This is a genomic window from Sphingopyxis granuli (assembly GCF_001559015.1).
GTDB lineage: Bacteria > Pseudomonadota > Alphaproteobacteria > Sphingomonadales > Sphingomonadaceae > Sphingopyxis > Sphingopyxis granuli.
This window is the reverse complement of record NZ_CP012199.1, coordinates 1443849-1461948: the sequence shown is the minus strand read 5'-3', so window position 1 is coordinate 1461948 and position 18100 is coordinate 1443849. Positions and strand designations below refer to the sequence as shown.

General features: G+C 65.0%; 13 protein-coding genes. 11 read left to right on the top strand and 2 right to left on the bottom strand.

Annotated features, from left to right (window positions below):
- The first annotated feature begins 60 nt into the window (after nt 1-60).
- Nucleotides 61-1299 carry an alpha/beta hydrolase gene (locus SGRAN_RS06720; protein WP_067186952.1) on the top strand — a complete coding sequence of 413 codons (1239 nt, stop codon included), beginning with the start codon at nt 61-63 and terminating at the stop codon, nt 1297-1299.
- A complete protein-coding gene (gene cobT, locus SGRAN_RS06715; protein ID WP_067181846.1) occupies nt 1296-3125 on the top strand; it encodes a cobaltochelatase subunit CobT in 1830 nt (609 codons plus the stop codon). The genes SGRAN_RS06720 and cobT overlap by 4 nt, the downstream gene beginning before the upstream one ends.
- 41 nt (nt 3126-3166) lie before the next feature.
- On the opposite strand, the gene SGRAN_RS06710 is transcribed toward cobT, so the two are convergent.
- Nucleotides 3167-4174, bottom strand: coding sequence for a hypothetical protein (locus SGRAN_RS06710; RefSeq protein WP_067181842.1), 1008 nt, complete (start codon nt 4172-4174; stop codon nt 3167-3169).
- 459 nt (nt 4175-4633) lie between these two features.
- Between SGRAN_RS06710 and SGRAN_RS06705 the strand changes: the two genes are divergently transcribed.
- From SGRAN_RS06705 to SGRAN_RS06690, 4 genes are all read left to right on the top strand, one after another.
- Nucleotides 4634-6280 carry an acetolactate synthase large subunit gene (locus SGRAN_RS06705; protein WP_067186951.1) on the top strand — a complete coding sequence of 549 codons (1647 nt, stop codon included), beginning with the start codon at nt 4634-4636 and terminating at the stop codon, nt 6278-6280.
- Nucleotides 6281-6418: 138 nt separating this feature from the next.
- A complete protein-coding gene (locus tag SGRAN_RS06700) occupies nt 6419-7852 on the top strand; it encodes an aldehyde dehydrogenase family protein (RefSeq protein ID WP_067181838.1) in 1434 nt (477 codons plus the stop codon).
- A 117-nt stretch (nt 7853-7969) separates the two neighbouring features.
- On the top strand, nt 7970-8851 hold the full coding sequence (locus SGRAN_RS06695; protein WP_067181833.1) for a UDP-2,3-diacylglucosamine diphosphatase: 882 nt from the start codon (nt 7970-7972) through the stop codon (nt 8849-8851).
- Complete coding sequence (locus SGRAN_RS06690; RefSeq protein WP_067181830.1) at nt 8848-9897, top strand: glycosyltransferase family 4 protein; 1050 nt, start codon at nt 8848-8850, stop codon at nt 9895-9897. Before SGRAN_RS06695 ends, SGRAN_RS06690 begins: the two co-directional genes overlap by 4 nt.
- Nucleotides 9898-9903: 6 nt before the next feature.
- Here SGRAN_RS06690 and SGRAN_RS06685 read toward each other — a convergent pair whose 3' ends face one another.
- Complete coding sequence (locus tag SGRAN_RS06685) at nt 9904-12534, bottom strand: TonB-dependent receptor plug domain-containing protein (RefSeq protein WP_067181827.1); 2631 nt, start codon at nt 12532-12534, stop codon at nt 9904-9906.
- A 224-nt stretch (nt 12535-12758) separates the two neighbouring features.
- On the opposite strand from SGRAN_RS06685, the gene guaA reads away from it, so the two are divergent.
- The 5 genes from guaA to repC all read left to right on the top strand — a co-directional run bounded on the left by guaA (nt 12759) and on the right by repC (nt 17912).
- Nucleotides 12759-14336 carry a glutamine-hydrolyzing GMP synthase gene (gene guaA, locus SGRAN_RS06680; RefSeq protein WP_067181824.1) on the top strand — a complete coding sequence of 526 codons (1578 nt, stop codon included), beginning with the start codon at nt 12759-12761 and terminating at the stop codon, nt 14334-14336.
- Between the two features lie 304 nt (nt 14337-14640).
- On the top strand, nt 14641-15843 hold the full coding sequence (locus tag SGRAN_RS06675; protein WP_000954590.1) for a tyrosine-type recombinase/integrase: 1203 nt from the start codon (nt 14641-14643) through the stop codon (nt 15841-15843).
- A 147-nt stretch (nt 15844-15990) separates the two neighbouring features.
- Nucleotides 15991-16212: a helix-turn-helix transcriptional regulator gene (locus SGRAN_RS21535; RefSeq protein ID WP_001179606.1), complete on the top strand. Its 222-nt coding sequence runs from the start codon at nt 15991-15993 to the stop codon at nt 16210-16212.
- 4 nt (nt 16213-16216) lie between these two features.
- The gene (locus SGRAN_RS06670; protein ID WP_001162384.1) at nt 16217-17044 is read left to right on the top strand and encodes a helicase RepA family protein; all 828 of its coding nucleotides are present in this window, start codon (nt 16217-16219) and stop codon (nt 17042-17044) included.
- Nucleotides 17031-17912: a replication protein C, IncQ-type gene (gene repC / locus SGRAN_RS06665; RefSeq protein WP_000743064.1), complete on the top strand. Its 882-nt coding sequence runs from the start codon at nt 17031-17033 to the stop codon at nt 17910-17912. The genes SGRAN_RS06670 and repC overlap by 14 nt, the downstream gene beginning before the upstream one ends.
- Nucleotides 17913-18100 lie beyond the last annotated feature (188 nt).

Below are 18100 nucleotides of genomic sequence, written 5' to 3'. Positions count from 1 at the left end.
ACACATTGCACCGACCGATTTCGGCTTTCCAAGCCACGCCGCCTCTGCCAGCGTCCCGCGATGCGCCGACTTCGTGCGATCCGCGTTTTCCATCGCCGCCGTGCGCCGGCGCGCCGCCTGTCCGGCGCCGCCGCCGCGCTCGCCGCGCTATCGCTCGCCGGCTGCATCACGCCGGTCGATTACGGCAAGATCCGCCACGCCGCCTATGTCGCCGACCCGCGCTGCGATCCGAAACCGGGCGCGCCGGTCGATGGCGAGGCGCTGCCGCTCTTCGTCGTCACCAGCCGCCTGCCCGACTGCCGGACGAGCGACCTTGCGCTGCTCGTCTATCGCGGCGACCGGGTGCGCCACGGCCGCTTCGCGGCGCCGCGCGAGGAAAAGGTCGACGGCAAGACGCGAACCCGCACGCCGCTCGCGTTGCAGGCGGAAGGCGACTGGTGGCGTGCGCTGCAGGCCGAGACCGATCGGCGCCAGGGGCGCGTGCTGCTCTATGTCCACGGTTACCGCGAAAGTTTCGAGACGACCGCCAGGGACGCGGCGCAGATCGCGCGCATGACCGGCTTCGACGGCCCGACGGTCGCCTATAGCTGGCCGTCGCAGCACGACGTGTTCGGCTACATGGTCGACGAGACCAACATGTATCACGACGTCCGCAACTTCCGCGATTTCCTGAAGGCGCTCGCCGAGCAGCCGTGGGTGAAGGAGATCGTGATCGTCTCGCACTCGCTCGGCGCGCGGCTCGTCGTTCCCGCCATCGCCTATGTCGATCGCGCCGCGCCGAGCGCCGACAGCCGCAACATCTCGAACATCATCCTCGCCTCGCCCGACATCGATCGCGAAACCTTCGAACGCGACATCGCCGACGGCGCGCTCACGCCCGCCAAGGTCGCCCGCGACCGGCACATCACCATCTATGTCTCGCTGCGCGACAAGGCGCTCGCCGCCTCGCGCGCGCTGCATGGCTATCCCCGGCTGGGCTCGCCCTATTGCTTCGACCCGTTCGAGGCCGCCGACCTGAAGGCCCGCGGGCTTCCCGAGCGCTGCTATCCCGTCGCGATCCCTGGTCTCACCGTCGTCGACACCACCGACGTGTCGCGCGGGTCGACCGGGCACAGCAATTTCCTGCGCAGCGGAGCGGCCTGCCGCGATTTCGTCGATGTCGTCGCGGGCCGGCGGACGCGCCCGGAGCGCATCGCGACGCATGTTTCGCATGTCTTCCGCTTGCTTCCCGACCCGGCAGCGCCCAAGAACGGCGACGACAGCATCTGCAACCGAATCCCCGATCCCAAAGCACCATGAGCCAATCCTCTCCCCTCGACGATTTCAAGACCGCGCTGTCGAGCGTCGCCCGCGCCGTGACGCGCGATCCGGAGGTTGAGGTCGGCTTCACCGCCGACGCGCCGGCGCAGGTCGGCAAGGCGATCAAGGTCCCGACCCCGTCGCGCACGCTGCCGCGCGATCAGGTCGCGGAGGCGCGCGGTTTCGCCGACGCCTATGCGCTGCGGATGAAGCACCACAACGAGCGGACGCACGCCGCGGCCCGCCCGGCCGAGCCGCTTGCCGCCGCCGCCTTCGACGCGATGGAACGCGCGCGGGTCGAGGCGCTCGGCGCGCGCTCCATGGCGGGGATGCGCGCCAACCTGTCGGCCAGCCTCGCGATGCGGATGCGCTCCGACCCGATCAGCCGCGCGCAGAACCGCGACGACGTGCCGGTGTCGAGCGCGCTCGAACTGATGCTGCGCGAGGTGCTGACCGGCGAGCAGGCCCCGCACGGCACCGAGACCGGGCTGTCGCTGGTACGCGAATGGATCGCCAAGGATGCCGGCGCCGACCTGACCGCGCTGTCGATGCTGCTCGACGACCAGGCCGCCTTTGCCGAGACCGCGCGGGTGGCGCTCCGCAACCTCGACCTCATCCACGGCGACGATCCGCTGGAGGACGGCAGCGAGGACGGCGGCGATCAGGAAGAGGCGGAGTCCGAGGCCGACGAAAGCCCGGACCAGCAGGACAGCGAAGAGGGCGGCAGCGGCGAAAGCCAGGTCGACGCGCGCGCCGAGATGGACGGCGACCAGGCCGACGACGGCGACAGCGACCCCGACGCGCAGGAGATGGAGGGCGACGGCGACCCCGAAATGGGCGGCGAGGGCGACGAGGGCATGCTGCCCGTCCGCCCCAACCGCCTGCCGACCGACGTTCCCGACTTCAACTATATCCGCTTCACCGAAAAGCATGACGAGATCATCGCGGCGACCGAACTGTGCGACGCCGACGAACTGACGCGGCTGCGCGCCTATCTCGACCAGCAGATGACGCATCTGCAGGGCGCGGTGACCAAGCTCGCCAACCGGCTCCAGCGCCGCCTGATGGCGCAGCAGAACCGCGCGTGGGATTTCGACCAGGAGGAAGGCCAGCTCGACGCCGCCCGCCTCGCCCGCGTCATCGTCTCGCCCGGCCATTCATTGTCATACAAGATCGAGCGCGACACCGATTTCCGCGACACCGTCGTCACGCTGCTGATCGACAACAGCGGTTCGATGCGCGGACGGCCGATCAGCATCGCGGCGATCAGCGCCGACATCCTCGCGCGCACGCTCGAACGCTGCGGCGTCAAGACCGAAATCCTCGGCTTCACCACGCGGACATGGAAGGGCGGGCAGAGCCGCGAGGACTGGCTCGCCGCGGGCCGTCCGCCGCACCCCGGCCGCCTCAACGACCTGCGGCACATCATCTACAAGCCCGCCGACGAGCCCTATCGCCGCGCCCGCAAGTCGCTGGGCCTGATGATGCGCGAGGGGCTGCTCAAGGAGAATATCGACGGCGAGGCGCTGATGTGGGCGCACAGCCGCATCGTCGCCCGGCCCGAGGAACGCCGCATCCTGATGGTGATCAGCGACGGCGCGCCGGTCGACGACAGCACGCTGTCGGTCAACCACGGCGCCTATCTCGACCAGCATCTGCGGCAGGTGATCGAATGGATCGAGAACCGCTCGACGGTCGAACTCTGCGCGATCGGCATCGGCCACGACGTGACGCGCTATTATAGCCGCGCGGTGACGATCATGGACGCCGAACAGCTCGGCGGCACGATGGTCGAGCAACTGGCGGGGCTGTTCGACATCGACTGAGCATCACCCTTCCCCTCGATGAGGGGTTCGGTCGCCCCATATCAGTCGTGCGCGCCCGCCGCCCCGGCCTTCCCGGCCAGCCCGACATCCCAGTGCGCGGCGAAGAATTGCTCGAGGACTTTCGCGGTCGCGTCGCCGAAGCGCTTCCGGCTTTCGGCCGTATCGCGAACGCCCCGGAAATGCGCCTCGATCTGCAGCCCGCAGATGCGGCCTTCGGGCGAATCGCTCCCCGAACCGCAGGCGTGGCGGCGGGTATTGGGGCCGCCGTTGAAATAGGACTGGCCTCCGGGGCCGGGATCGCTCGCGCTCGGAACCGCAGGAAAGCCTGCGTCCGCGAACAGGGTGCCGAGGCTCGTCGGCCCGCGAAGCAGGGCCGAGAGCGACGCTCCCTCACCTTTGGCAAGGCTGCGGATGCTCGTCCTTTCGAGGGCGCGCGCGTCGCCGTCGATTGTCTCGTCCGAACGGTCGAGCAGCCCCCCGGTGAGCAGATAGCCGAGTTCGAGCCGCTGCACCTTGTGTCCATGGCCGTGGATGTCCATGAACCATCCGCGCTCGCTCGTCCGCAGGACTTCCTTCTTCGCGATATCGATGAAGGCGTGCCATTCCTTGTACGCCTGCTCGGCATCGGCATTGCCGCAGGCGCCTTCCGCCGCCGACCGGTTGGCATCGAGCTTCTGCCGCGCCAGCCGATTGATGATCACGTGCGGATAGGTGCCGAACCGGTCGTGAAAGGACTGGCGCATCGCCTGCACCAGCTCGGCGGTGTTCCGGTCGGGTCCGACCACGGTGTGCGCACCGCCGCAGCGCTCCTTCGTCCGGTCGGGAATATCCTCCGGCAGCAGCGTGCCGCCGTGCGGAGCGACGAGGATCACCGGCGCATTGCCCGGCAGATATTCGATATAGTGGCCGTAGGACTTGCCGACCTCGAACGCGACAGCCTCCGAAGCCGAAGCGGACGGGACGGCGGCCCAGGCCAGCGCGAAGCCGGCGCCGCCCGCGACGACCATCCGGATCGGCACGCCCCATGCCCTGCGAACCCGATCGATCATCTGCTTCCCCTCACTGTCTTGCAAACGCGATTTCGCCACCGCGCCATCCACCGGATAGTCGTGGACCGAGCAAGGCGGGAAAATGAAAAATCGATGCGACCGGTATAACCTCAAGGCGTACATATCCATTGGACACGGAAGGGTCCGTTCCCCGGCGCAAGCCCGGGGGCCTTGCGGGGCAGCGCCACGCCATCTGGACCCCGGCTTTCGCCGGGGAACGGTGACCTGCCGAAAGGGATGATTGCCTAATCTTGATAGGAACACAGAACCGCTGTCCTAGATGCTTCGCCTCGCGCACCGCGTGACAACCCGTCCCCCTCTCGTTACACATCCCCTCCGGCACAGCAGGGACTCGCGATCGCAGGACGGGGCCGCTGGGCCATGATCCGCGCCGAGGTCGCCGGCGCAGGCTTGGGGTCGCATGATCGGTATGCGGGCCCGAAAAGGGGGCGACCGACCATGACCAAAGCATCCGACCTGTTCATCGCATGCCTCGAGGAAGAGGGCGTCGAATATATCTTCGGCGTTCCGGGCGAGGAGAATCTCGACATGCTCGACAGCCTGTCGCGATCGAAGCAGATCAGGCTGATCCTGACCCGTCACGAACAGGGCGCGGGCTTCATGGCGGCGACCTATGGCCGCCACACCGGCCAGACCGGCGTCTGCATGGCGACGCTCGGCCCCGGCGCGACCAATTTCGTCACCGCCGCCGCCTATGCGCAACTGGGCGGCATGCCGATGCTGATGGTGACGGGGCAGAAGCCGATCAAGAAATCGAAGCAGGGCCGCTTCCAGATTCTCGACGTCGTCGGGATGATGAAGCCGATCACCAAATTCACCCATCAGCTCGCCAGCGCCGACAATATCCCGAGCCGGGTGCGCGAGGCCTTCCGGCTGGCCGAGGAGGAAAAGCCCGGCGCCGCCCATATCGAGTTTCCGGAGGATATCGCCGAAGAGGAAACCGCGTCGGTGCCGCTGAAGCGCAGCCATGTCCGCCGCCCCATCGCCGACGTCAAATCGGTGCGCGAGGCGGTGAAGGCGCTCGAGGCGGCGCGGGCGCCGGTGCTGGTGATCGGCGCGGGCGCCAACCGCACGATGACCGGCCGCATGCTGCTGCAATTCGTTGAAAAGACCGGAATCCCCTTCCTGACCACGCAGCTCGGCAAGGGGGTGATCGACGAGCGGCACCCGCGCTTCCTGGGCTGCGCGGCGCTGTCGGCGGGCGACTTCGTCCACCGCGCGGTCGAGGCGTCGGACTGCATCGTCAACATCGGTCACGACGTCATCGAAAAACCGCCCTTCTTCATGCAGCAGGGCGGACCGCGCGTCATCCATGTCTCGACCAGGACCGCAGAGGTCGATCCGGTCTATTTCCCCGATATCGAGGTGATCGGCGACATCGCCAACGCCATCTGGCAGATCAAGGAGGACATCGTCCCCAACGGCGGCTGGAACTTCGATCACATGCTCGCCTATCGGAAGGCCGACCTGGAGCATACGCGGTCGCTCGCTGCGGATGCGCGCTTCCCGATCTTTCCGCCGCATCTGGTGCAGCAGGTACGCGACGCGATGCCCGACGACGGCATCATCTGCCTCGACAACGGCGTCTACAAGATATGGTTCGCGCGCGGCTATACCGCCTATCGCCCCAACACGGTGCTGCTCGACAATGCGCTTGCGTCGATGGGCGCGGGGCTGCCGAGCGCGATGATGTCGGCGATGCTCTATCCCGAACGCAAGGTGATGGCGATCTGCGGCGACGGCGGCTTCATGATGAACAGTCAGGAGATGGAGACCGCGGTACGGCTGGGCCTCAACCTGACCGTGCTGATCCTCAACGACAGCGCCTATGGCATGATCCGCTGGAAACAGGCGAACATGGGGTTCGCCGATTTCGGCCTCACCTACAACAACCCCGATTTCGTCCAATATGCCGAAAGCTATGGCGCGAACGGCTACCGCGTCGAAAGCGCGGCGCATCTGAAGCAGCTTCTGGCCCACACGCGCGATACGCCGGGCGTCCACCTGATCGACTGCCCGGTCGACTATTCGGAGAACGACCAGATTTTGAACATCGACATCAAACGGCTGTCGAAGGAATTATGACCACTCGCTGCCCCTCCCGCTTGCAGGAGGGGCAGCGAGACTTGGGAGCTTGCTCCCTAGTCGCAGCGGGGTGGCCCTGACGCACCCCCGCTAACCCACCCCCGACCCCTCCCGCAAGCGGGAGGGGGGAGATTTGAAATGAAACTCAAGGACGTCTACCCCCTCTACCTCAACAACAAGGCGGCGCAGCCGAACACCGACCTCGCCGTCACCGACAAGTTCACCGGCGAGGTCGCCTTCCGCACCGCGCTCGCGACCCCGGACGTGATCGACGAGGCGATTGCCGGCGCGGTGCGCGCTGCGGCGCCGATGGCGAAGCTCGCGAGTTTCGAGAAGCAGGCCGTCCTCAATCACTGCGTGGCGCGTTTCCGCGAGCGCTTCGACGAACTCGCCTATGCGCTGTGCGTCGAGGCGGGCAAGCCGATCGCCGATGCCGAGGGGGAGGTCGGCCGCCTGATCGACACCTTCCGCATCGCCGCCGAGGAAGCGGTGCGCAATTACGGCGAGATCCAGCCGCTCGACATCTCGCCGCGCTCAAAGGGCTATATGGGGATGTGGAAGCGCGTGCCGATCGGCCCGTGCAGCTTCATCTCGCCGTTCAACTTCCCGCTCAACCTCGCCGCGCACAAGATCGCGCCGGCGATCGCGGTCGGCTGTCCCTTCGTGATGAAGCCCGCGTCGATGACCCCGCTCGGCGCGATCATCATCGGCGAAGTGCTCGCCGAATGCGACATCCTGCCCGAAGGCGCGTTCAGCATCCTGCCCGCCAGCCGCGACGGCGCCGACCTGTTCACCAGCGACGACCGGCTGAAACTCCTCTCCTTCACCGGATCGCCCGGCGTCGGCTGGGACCTGAAGGCAAAGGCGGGGAAAAAGAAGGTCATCCTCGAACTCGGCGGCAACGCGGCGGTGATCGTCGACAGGGACGCCGACTTGGACCATGCGCTCGCGCGGATCATCTTCGGCGCCTTCTACCAGTCGGGCCAGTCATGCATCGGGGTGCAGCGGATATTGATCCACGCCGACATCTATGACCGCTTCCGCGCGATGCTGGTCGAAAAGACGAAGGCGCTCGTTTCCGGCGACCCCAAGGACCGCGATACCTTCATCGGCCCGATGATCTCTGAAAAGGAAGCGGCGCGGCTGGGCGGCTGGATCGAGGATGCGGTTGCGGGCGGCGCGACGCTGCTGGCCGGCGGCCGGCGCGACGGCGCGATGCTGGAGGCGACCCTGCTGGAGAATGTCGACCGCAAGGCCGATGCCTATCGCGAGGAAGCGTTCGGCCCGCTCGCGATATTGTCGAAATTCACCGACTGGGACGATGCGCTGGCCGAGGTCAACGACAGCAAGTTCGGCCTTCAGGCGGGCCTGTTCACGCGCGACCTGCACAAGGTGCTGGCGGCGTGGGACGACCTCGACGTCGGCGGCATCGTCGTCAACGACGTGTCGAGCTATCGCGTCGACAACATGCCCTATGGCGGGGTCAAGGATTCGGGGCTGGGCCGCGAAGGCATAAGGTTCGCGATGGAGGACATGACCGAGATTCGGAACATGGTGATTCGGCGCGCGTGAGCGCTTGTCACCGGACCGTCGCCAGACCGTCACCGAACCGTCTTCGCTTCGATTCGCAGGGTGTAACAAAAGCCGTGTCTAGGCCGTGGGCAGCCAAGGCTGCTTACGGAGTGCGACATGGCTTCAATCTCGACCCTGCCGATCCCGGTGCGTTTCGCCGATCCCTTCGCCGCCGAACCGCATGTGCCCGAATGCGTCGTCGGCGAACGGCGCAGCTATCGCACCGTGTGGATCAGCGACATCCACCTTGGCACCCGCGGGTGCAATGCGGCGCTGCTGATCGACTTCTTCGACCATGTCGATTGCGAGACGCTCTACCTCGTCGGCGACATCATCGACGGCTGGCGGCTCAAGAAACGCCATTTCTGGCCGCCCGAGCATAACGACGTCGTCTGGCGCGTGCTCAAGCGCGCCAAGCGCGGCACGCGCGTCGTCTATGTCCCCGGCAACCATGACGAGATGGTCAAGCCCTTCGATGGCTTCGATTTCGGCGGGGTCGAAATCCGGCGCGAGGCGGTGCACGAGACCGCCGACGGCCGCAAGCTGCTGGTCGTCCATGGCGACGAATTCGACGCGGTGATGCTCGCGCACCGCTGGCTCGCCTTCGTCGGCGATGCCGCCTACACCGCGCTGATGAAGGCGAATGTGGTGGTCAACGCCATCCGCAGCCGCATGGGCCTGCCCTATTGGTCGCTGTCGCTCGTCGCCAAGCACAAGGTCAAGAACGCCGTCCAGTTCATCGGCCGCTACGAGGAAGTCGTCGCCCATGCTGCCCGCTCGCGCGGAGTCGACGGCGTCGTCTGCGGCCATATCCACAGCGCGGAGATGCGGGCGATCGACGGCGTCGACTACTATAATGACGGTGACTGGGTCGAAGGCTGCACCGCGCTGGTCGAGCATGCCGACGGCCGCATGGAGATCGTGCGCTGGGCCGAAGAAGTTGCGGCGCGCTCTGCCCCGGCGCCGCTCGAACAGCCCGCATCGGCACGTGCCGCATGAGGATCGCCATCGTCACCGACGCCTGGGAACCGCAGGTCAACGGCGTCGTCCGTACGCTCCAGGCGACGATCGCCGAACTGCGCGCACAGGGGCATGCGGTCGAGGTGATCTCGCCCGACCTGTTCCGCTCGATCCCCTGCCCCACCTATGGCGAAATCCGCCTCGCCCTTGCGGGCAAGCGCGCGGTCGGGCGGCGCATCCGCGCCTTCGCCCCGCAGGCGATCCATATCTCGACCGAAGGTCCGCTCGGGCTCGCGGCGCGGCGCTGGTGCCTCGACCATGATTTTCCCTTCACCACCGCCTATCACACGCGTTTTCCGGAGTATGTCGCGGCGCGCCTGCCCGTGTCGCCCGGCCGCGTCTGGCGCTTCATCCGCTGGTTCCACCGCCCCGCCCGGCACATCATGGTCGCGACGCGCTCGTTGCAGCGCGAACTGGCCGCGCACGGCCTCGACCGGACGATGCTATGGGAACGCGGCGTCGACCCGCGACTGTTCCGTCCCGATCGTGCGCCTCACCCCCTCTTCGCCGGCCTCGCGCGTCCGATCCAGCTTTACGTCGGCCGCGTCGCGGTCGAAAAGAACATCGCGGCGTTTCTCGCCACCACGCAGCCGGGAACCAAGGTCGTCGTCGGCGACGGCCCGGCGCTCGCCGACCTGCGGATGCGCTACCCCGACGCGGTGTTTCTCGGCAAGCTCGGCGGCGAAGCACTGGCGTCGGCCTATGCCGGCGCGGACGTCTTCGTCTTCCCCAGCCGAACGGACACGTTCGGCCTCGTCGTCATCGAGGCGCTGGCGTGCGGAACGCCCGTCGCGGCCTATCCGGTGCCGGGACCGGGCGACATCGTCCGCGACGGTGCGGGTGCCCTCGACGAAGACCTGAATGCCGCCATCTCGCGCGCGCTGACCTGCCGCCGCGAGGACGCCGCCGCCCTCGGCGCACGCTATGGCTGGACAAGCTGCACGGCGCAGTTCCTGAACGCCTTGACCTTCATTCCGCGAGACCCGGATCCCAGCGCGCTCGCCGCGCCCGGCCTCGCGGCCTAGGAATGCCTAGAATGCCTTGCGCCATTGCAGCTCGATATAGCGGCCGAGCGGGTCGATGTAGCCCGGCTGATAGTTCAGCGGCACCACCCCGCTCGCATCGGTGATCCGGCGCTGCGCGTCGAACAGATTGTCGACCGACAACCGCACGCGCGAGTTCTTGAGGAAAGGCAGACTCCCGGTCAGCTTCGGCATCTGGTTGAAATCGGCGAAGACGCGCAGGTTGAAGGTCGCCAGATCGTGGAAATCGAGGTTGCCGTTCGCACCGCCGACGATGGTGCTGCCGCTGTCGTATTTGGCGCTGACCCGCGCGCCGAAGCCTTTGTAGAAGACGCCGCCGTCGAGTTCGAGCAGGTGCCGGTTGCTGCCGCCGCCGTTGCCGGTCGCCGAGCCTCCAAGCAGGTCGAGCTCGGGCACGCCCGGTCCGATCAGCACTTTGTCGGTGAGCTTGACGGTGTGATAGAGCGAGATGTTCCAGCGGCCGCCGCTGCGGCGCCCCCCGAACATGCCGCCCGGTCCGCGCGCGCCGCCACCGGGCCGGCCAAAGCCGCGCCCGCCCGCGGACGGCGGCGGGCCGCCTTCGCCCCGGGGCGCCGCGCTGCCGTCGGGCGGCGGCGGCGCATCGGCCCCCTCCGCACCGCGGCGTCCGCCGGCCCGGCCGCCGGTGCCTTCGCTCGCGGTCGCTTCCTTCTGCCCGAAGCTCGCGCCATAGTTGATCCCCCAGCGGATCTGCGAATTGGTCGCGCGATCGAAATTGACCGGCCGCTGGTCGAGCGCGATCAGCGTGCCGCTGCCATCGCGGACCACGCGGCCGGGGAACGCCGCCTCGATCTCCGGCGTCAAGCAGCGGGAAGCTGTTCGGGTGCCTTCGCTCGCGGTCGCTTCCTTCTGCCCGAAGCTCGCGCCATAGTTGATCCCCCAGCGGATCTGCGAATTGGTCGCGCGATCGAAATTGACCGGCCGCTGGTCGAGCGCGATCAGCGTGCCGCTGCCATCGCGGACCACGCGGCCGGGGAACGCCGCCTCGATCTCCGGCGTCAGCAGCGGGAAGCTGTTCGCGGTGTCGAGGCTGCGGTTGCGGTTATAGTCGATCGAGAAGCGCAGCCCGTCGACCATCGGCACGTTCCAGTTGAGCCCGAGCTTCAGGTCGCGGCGCTGCTCGGCGAGCAGGAACGGGTTGCCGCCGGTGGTCGTCGTGATCTGCACCGTCTGACCGGTCGCGAAGTCGTAATAGGTGACCGCGGGCGTCACCAGCGGCGCCGCGCCGAGCTGCGTCATGCTGGGCGCCGCCTCGTCGCTCGCGAAGCTCGCGAGCAGCGACAGGTTGCCGGTCAGGCCCCAGTTGAGCGTCGCGCCCCAGCTCTTGAGCGCGGAAAAGTCGCTCGGCCGCTCGACCTCGGCGTTGAGGGTCAGCGACAGGCGGCCGAGCTTGCCGACCTCGTAATCGGGATCGAGCAGCGGCACGGTCAGCGACCCGAAGACGCTGGGGGTGTCGCGCGCCAGATCGGTGACGGTGATCGTGCCGTTGCGTTCGGAACGGCTGTCGAAGCGCAATCCGGTATAGCTGCCGGTGATCGACGCGCGGATCGGTCCGGCCCAGCCGTCGATCACGCTGCCCGAGATATTGGCGTTGCCGCCGAAGCTCTGCTGGCTGCTGTCGAAGCGGTCGCTCGTGCCGCCGAGGCGATCGGTGAAGATGCGCTGGTCGGCATCGGAATAATTGCCGGTCGCCGACCAGCGCCAATCGCCGAGCATACCGTTGACGCTCGCCGAGCTCGTCCAGTTCTGGGTGCGGCTGTCGCGGCGCAGCGGATCGCCCGCACCGCCGGCACCGGGGCCGAGCAGGCTGAGGCTGTCGGTCTGGTCGAAGCGCAGGCTGACCGACGCCTCGGTCACCTTGTCGATGCCGCGCACCAGCGTGCCGTCGATGACATAGGTGTCGCTGGCGGGCGACAGGCTGCGCGCCTCGGCGTCGGCGATGCTGCCAGTGACCGGGATCAGGTCGCGGTCGCTTTCGCGCAGCATCGTCTGATGCTCCCAGCTCGCGTTGAGGTTGAGCCGGCCATTGTTGCCGATCGCCATGAAGGCGGGTTCGAGCTCGCTCTTGAACTGCCCGCCCTGCGTCGGGATGCCGGCCTCCGCTTCGGCCGAAATCTGACGGAAATCGGACTTGAGCACGAAATTGACGACGCGTTCGGTCGCGGCATAGCCATATTGCAGCGCGACCTGTTCGGGAAACACCTCGACCTTGGCGATGGCCTCCGGCGGGATGTTGCGGACCGCGCCGAAGCCGGAGATGCGCCGCCCGTTGACCAGGATCACCGGACGTCCGCCGCCGCGCCCGCGGCCCGACCGCGTCTGCGGTTCGAGCGCGTCGAGCAGTTCCGCGATCGACGACGCGCCATAGCTGGCGATATCGGCCTCATCGAGTTCGACCTCGGCCGCGAAATCGGTGTCGAGTTGCCCCGCCAGCCGCGGCGCGGTGACGACGATCTCGTCCTCATAGTCGTCGCCGAAATCGGAATCCGACTGCACCGAAACGGTATCGACGGGCTGATCATCGACTGCCAGCGCGGGCGTCGCGGCGAGCGCCGTCGCCGCAAGCAGGGCCGAGCGGAGAGAGAGAGAAGGGCTTTTCATCGGGAGAGGCGCTTTCCGTTATCCGTATATCTTGTCTTGGTTTTTCCCTAGCAGCGACGACTGAACGCGCCCTGACGAGGATTGGCACCGCGCGTTCATCTGGTCACAATTTGTCGCAACAATATGGCAGGACATGCGAAGGGGGCGGTTTGCCCGCAGGCCACCCGGGCACGACGTTACGGCGACGGCTGGACAGCGAGGGCGCGCCTCTCTATCGGCCAGCCATGCAGACTCCAGCTCCCTCCGAATCCATCCTGATCGTCGACTTCGGCAGCCAGGTGACGCAGTTGATCGCGCGGCGCGTCCGCGAGGCCGGCGTCTATAGCGAGATCGTGCCGTTCGGCAGCGCCGAGGCCGCGCTCCAGCGCATGCAGCCGAAGGGCGTGATCCTGTCGGGCTCGCCCGCCTCGGTCCCTGCGGCGGGCAGCCCGCGCGCGCCGCAGGCGGTGTTCGACAGCGGCCTGCCGATCCTCGGCATCTGTTACGGTCAGCAGGTGATGAGCCAGCAGCTCGGTGGACAGGTCGAACCGGGCGGCAGCGACGGGACGCGCGACGGCGAGTTCGGCCGCGCCTTCCTGACCGTCACCGAGCCCTGCGTGCTGTTCGACGGGCTATGGCAGGTCGGCGAGCGCCATCAGGTATGGATGAGCCACGGCGACCGCGTGACCGAGTTCGCGCCGGGTTTCCGCATCGTCGCGGTCAGCGACGGCGCGCCCTTCGCACTGATCGCCGACGACGCGCGCCGCTATTACGGCACGCAGTTCCACCCCGAGGTCGTTCACACCCCCGACGGCGCGAAGCTGATCGCCAATTTCGTGCGCCACGTCTGCGGCTGCTCGGGCGACTGGACCATGGCCGAGTTCCGCGCGACCAAGATAGCCGAGATCCGCGCGCAAGTCGGCGACCAGCGCGTGCTGTGCGGCCTATCGGGCGGCGTCGACAGCGCCGTCGCCGCGGTGCTGATCCACGAAGCGATCGGCGAGCAGCTCACCTGCGTCTTCGTCGACCACGGCCTCCTCCGCCTCAACGAGCGCGAGCAGGTCGAAACGCTGTTCCGCGACCATTACAACATCCCACTGGTGGTGGTGGACGCCGAGGCCCGCTTCATGGCCGGCCTCGCCGGCGTCACCGACCCCGAAAAGAAGCGCAAGTTCATCGGCGGCGAGTTCATCAACGTTTTCGAGGAAGAAGCGAAGAAGCTCGGCGGCGCCGACTTCCTGGCGCAGGGCACGCTCTATCCCGACGTGATCGAATCGGTGTCTTTCACCGGCGGGCCGAGCGTGACGATCAAGAGCCACCACAATGTCGGCGGCCTGCCCGAACGCATGAACATGAAGCTGGTCGAGCCGCTGCGCGAGTTGTTCAAGGACGAGGTCCGCCTGCTCGGCAAGGAACTCGGCCTGCCCGACATCTTCGTCGGCCGCCACCCCTTCCCCGGCCCCGGCCTCGCGATCCGCATCCCCGGCGAGGTGTCGAAGGAGCGCTGCGACATCCTGCGCAAGGCCGACGCCGTCTATCTGGAAGAGATTCGCGGCGCGGGCCTCTACGATGCGATCTGGCAGGCGTTCGCGGTGCTGCTGCCGGTCAAGACGGTCGGCGTGATGGGCGACGGGCGCACCTACGACCATGTCTGCGCACTGCGCGCCGTGACCTCGACCGACGGCATGACCGCCGATATCTATCCCTTCGACGCAAGCTTCCTGTCGCGCTGCGCGACGCGGATCATCAACGAGGTGGAGGGGATCAACCGGGTGGTGTACGACTATACCTCGAAGCCGCCGGGAACGATCGAGTGGGAATGATTCCGCGTCTGGCACAGCCAGGCACCTGATGGCATGAAATGCCGCTAAGCCCGCGTAATTGCGGGCTTTTTTTTGTTTGTGTTTGGCACGATCTGGCAACGGGAGGAAGCGCCAAGCACCGTTTGAGCATGGCATTAAAGCTGGTATTATGGTTTGGCGATGCCATGATTGATGCCGATACCATGCTGCGTTCTTTTGTGTGTTCATGGTATTAATATTCTATAAGTTACTGTTTCGTAAGAAAAAATACGATAAATTCGAGATTTTTTCAGCATGGTATCGGAGACGAAGAAGGACAAGGTACATGCTGACCGATACCAAGCTGCGCAATCTCAAGCCCAGGGACAAACTCTACAAAGTGAATGACCGGGAAGGTCTCTATGTGGCAGTGACTCCAGCCGGCTCCATCTCGTTCCGTTACAACTACTCAATCAACGGTCGGCAGGAGACCATCACCTTTGGGCGTTATGGTGTCGGTGGCATCACCCTGGCCGAAGCCCGCGAGCTGTTGGGTGACGCCAAGAAGATGGTTGCGGCGGGCAAGTCGCCGGCCAAGGAGAAAGCCCGAGACAAGGCGCGGGTGAAAGATGCAGAGACGTTCGGTGCCTGGGCGGAGAAGTGGCTGCGTGGCTACCAGATGGCCGACTCCACCCGCGATATGCGCCGCTCGGTTTATGAGCGTGAGCTGAAGCCGAAATTCAGCAATCAGAAGCTGGTGGAGATCACCCACGAAGACTTGCGGGCGCTGGCTGATGCCATTGTTGAGCGAGGCGCACCGGCCACCGCCGTTCATGTGCGTGAAATCGTGTTGCAGGTATTTCGCTGGGCCATCGAGCGTGGGCAGAAGGTCGAAAACCCGGCAGAACTGGTGCGCCCAACAAGCATCGCTCGATTCGAGCCACGTGACCGAGCGTTGACGCCAGAAGAAATTGGGCTGATGTACCAGTACATGGAGCGAGTGGGCACAAGCCCAACAAACCGTGCGGCGGCCAAGCTGTTATTGCTGACGATGGTGCGCAAGAGCGAGCTGACCAATGCGACCTGGAGCGAGATCAATTTCAGCGAAGCGTTGTGGACGATTCCAAAGGAGCGGATGAAACGCCGTAACCCGCACCTGGTATTTCTGTCCCAGCAGGCTCTGGATATTTTCATTGCCATGAAAACCTTTGCCGGTGGTTCCGACTTCGTTTTGCCATCACGGTACGACTCGGATGCGCCGATGAGCGCTGCCACACTTAACCAGGTGCTGACGCTGACTTACAAGGCGGCGCAGAAAGATGGGAAGTCACTTACCAAGTTCGGACCGCATGATTTGCGGCGCACAGCCAGCACGCTGTTGCATGAGGCCGGCTACAACACCGACTGGATCGAGAAGTGCCTGGCGCACGAGCAGAAGGGCGTGAGGGCTGTCTACAACAAGGCTGAGTACCGCGAGCAGCGGGCGGCGATGTTGCAGGATTGGGCCGATATGATTGATGAGTGGACTTCGGGAGGCAGTAAGGGTTGATGTTTTTGCTATCTTTGATAGCATTGAAGTTGATGCCGTGAATTTATAAATAAGGCCGCCATTGGCATCGGGCAGGTCAATTACCGATTAGCTGCTTCGCGCAGCTACTCGATGAATAGCAACTATTCATTTGAGAGGTATTGACCCATGCAAAATATAAAGACCCTCATCAACAGGAAGAAGCTCCTGGAGATGATCCCGCTTTCGACACGAACAATTTATAACCTGGAGCAGCGAGGGGATTTTCCACGCCGTATCGCGTTAACCAGTAGAAATGTCGCCTGGGATTTGTCAGAGGTCGAAGAGTGGATTGAGGCACGTAAATCATCGGGTGATCAAGCTGCGCGACCTGGCCCTATAGAGGGCTAGTTATATGGCTCTTGATCTTATGGCGGCTTTCACGGAATTGCCGCCACCCATTGATTATGTTCTGCCTAATATGGTTGCTGGCACTGTTGGTGCTCTTGTGTCGCCTGGTGGGGCTGGTAAATCCATGTTGGCCCTTCAATTGGCTGCACAGATTGCAGGCGGGCCTGATTTACTTGAAATAGGCGAGTTTCCCACCGGGCAAGTGGTCTATCTGCCTGCTGAAGATCCACCGGCCGCTATTCACCATCGTCTGCACGCCCTTGGGGCACACCTCAGCGCAGCGGAACGGCAAGCCGTGGCTGATGGTTTGCTCATTGAACCCTTGATCGGTAAATGCCCAAACATCATGGCTGCTAGCTGGTTCGATGCTCTCAAACGAGCCGCTGAAGGTCGTCGCTTGATGATCTTGGACACTTTGCGGCGCTTCCACATTGAGGAGGAGAACGCTAGCGGGCCGATGGCGCAGGTTGTTGGGCACATGGAGGCCATAGCCGCTGATACAGGCTGCTCCATTGTGTTTCTGCACCACGCGAGTAAAAGCGCAGCCATGATGGGGTCGGGCGATCAACAGCAGGCCAGTCGTGGATCGTCCGTACTGGTTGATAACATCCGTTGGCAATCGTACCTATCCGGCATGACGCAAGGCGAGGCCGAGATACTGGGGGTCGATGATTGTCAGCGTGGGTATTTTGTCCGCTTTGGCGTCAGCAAGGCCAACTATGGCGCACCTTTTCAAGAACTCTGGTTTAGACGGCACGACGGCGGCGTGTTGAAGCCTGCTGTACTGGAGCGGCAGTGCAAGGTGAAAAGGAGACAGCGTGAAGAAGCCTAAGCATGACCTGACCCACGTCCGACATGATCCCGCGCACTGTTTGGCACCTGGCCTGTTCCGCAGCCTCAAGCGTGGCGATCGCAAACGCTGCAAGCTGGACGTGACCTACACCTTTGGCGAGGACGAATCCATGCGTTTCGTCGGATTCGAACCTCTCGGGGCCGATGATATGCGTCTTTTGCAAGGCATCGTGGCCCTTGGCGGCCCGAACGGCATCTTGCTAACCCCGGAACCGACCAGTGAGACGGGGCGACAGCTACGGCTATTCCTTGAACCCCGTTTCGAAGCCATTGAGCAAGACGGCTTGGTGGTTCGTGAGAGCCTGACCAAACTGCTCTCAGAAACGGGCATGACGGATAGCGGCGACAACATCAAGGCGCTCAAAGCCAGCCTGCTGCGCATGTCGAACGTCACCATCCTTGTGACGAAGGGACGGCGGCAAGCCGCGTTCCACCTGATGAGTCATGCTTTTGACGAGACGGACGGCAGGCTATGGGTTGCCCTGAATCCGCGTATTGCCGAAGCGATCCTGGGGCATCGTCCATATGCCCGTATCGACATGGCGGAAGTGCGGGTGCTACAGACTGATCCGGCACGGCTGATGCACCAACGGCTATGCGGCTGGATCGACCCCGGCAAATCCGGGCGCGTGGAACTGGACACGCTTTGCGGCTATGTCTGGCCAGATGAAGCCAATGCCGAAGCTATGAAAAAACGCCGTCAGACTGCCCGGAAGGCACTGGCCGAACTTGCCGCCGTGGGTTGGGTAGTGAACGAATACGCCAAGGGAAAATGGGAGATCAAGAGGCCTGGCCCCACGGCAACTGCACCCGTTTACCGTCGTAACGTTCCCTTGTTACCGTCGTAACGCTCCCCTTCTGCCGTCGTAACGTTCCCCGTCCCAATTTGGAAAACCCAGACGGTGCGCTGCTTTGCGGGCAGTTTGGGAAATCCATCCAAGATTATCTAAAGATAATCCATCATGCGCGGTGCAGCTCGCGCCTTGAGGGCGCGTTCTGACCTTGCCAATAAAGCCCTGGCGGGCTTTATCAATCG

Bases quoted from the DNA above. Each gene is read 5' to 3' on its own strand.
- SGRAN_RS06720 (WP_067186952.1), top strand. From the start codon at position 61: ATGCGCCGACTTCGTGCGATCCGCGTTTTCCATCGCCGCCGTGCGCCG.
- cobT (WP_067181846.1), top strand. From the start codon at position 1,296: ATGAGCCAATCCTCTCCCCTCGACGATTTCAAGACCGCGCTGTCGAGC.
- SGRAN_RS06710 (WP_067181842.1), bottom strand. From the start codon at position 4,174: ATGATCGATCGGGTTCGCAGGGCATGGGGCGTGCCGATCCGGATGGTC.
- SGRAN_RS06705 (WP_067186951.1), top strand. From the start codon at position 4,634: ATGACCAAAGCATCCGACCTGTTCATCGCATGCCTCGAGGAAGAGGGC.
- SGRAN_RS06700 (WP_067181838.1), top strand. From the start codon at position 6,419: ATGAAACTCAAGGACGTCTACCCCCTCTACCTCAACAACAAGGCGGCG.
- SGRAN_RS06695 (WP_067181833.1), top strand. From the start codon at position 7,970: ATGGCTTCAATCTCGACCCTGCCGATCCCGGTGCGTTTCGCCGATCCC.
- SGRAN_RS06690 (WP_067181830.1), top strand. From the start codon at position 8,848: ATGAGGATCGCCATCGTCACCGACGCCTGGGAACCGCAGGTCAACGGC.
- SGRAN_RS06685 (WP_067181827.1), bottom strand. From the start codon at position 12,534: ATGAAAAGCCCTTCTCTCTCTCTCCGCTCGGCCCTGCTTGCGGCGACG.
- guaA (WP_067181824.1), top strand. From the start codon at position 12,759: ATGCAGACTCCAGCTCCCTCCGAATCCATCCTGATCGTCGACTTCGGC.
- SGRAN_RS06675 (WP_000954590.1), top strand. From the start codon at position 14,641: ATGCTGACCGATACCAAGCTGCGCAATCTCAAGCCCAGGGACAAACTC.
- SGRAN_RS21535 (WP_001179606.1), top strand. From the start codon at position 15,991: ATGCAAAATATAAAGACCCTCATCAACAGGAAGAAGCTCCTGGAGATG.
- SGRAN_RS06670 (WP_001162384.1), top strand. From the start codon at position 16,217: ATGGCTCTTGATCTTATGGCGGCTTTCACGGAATTGCCGCCACCCATT.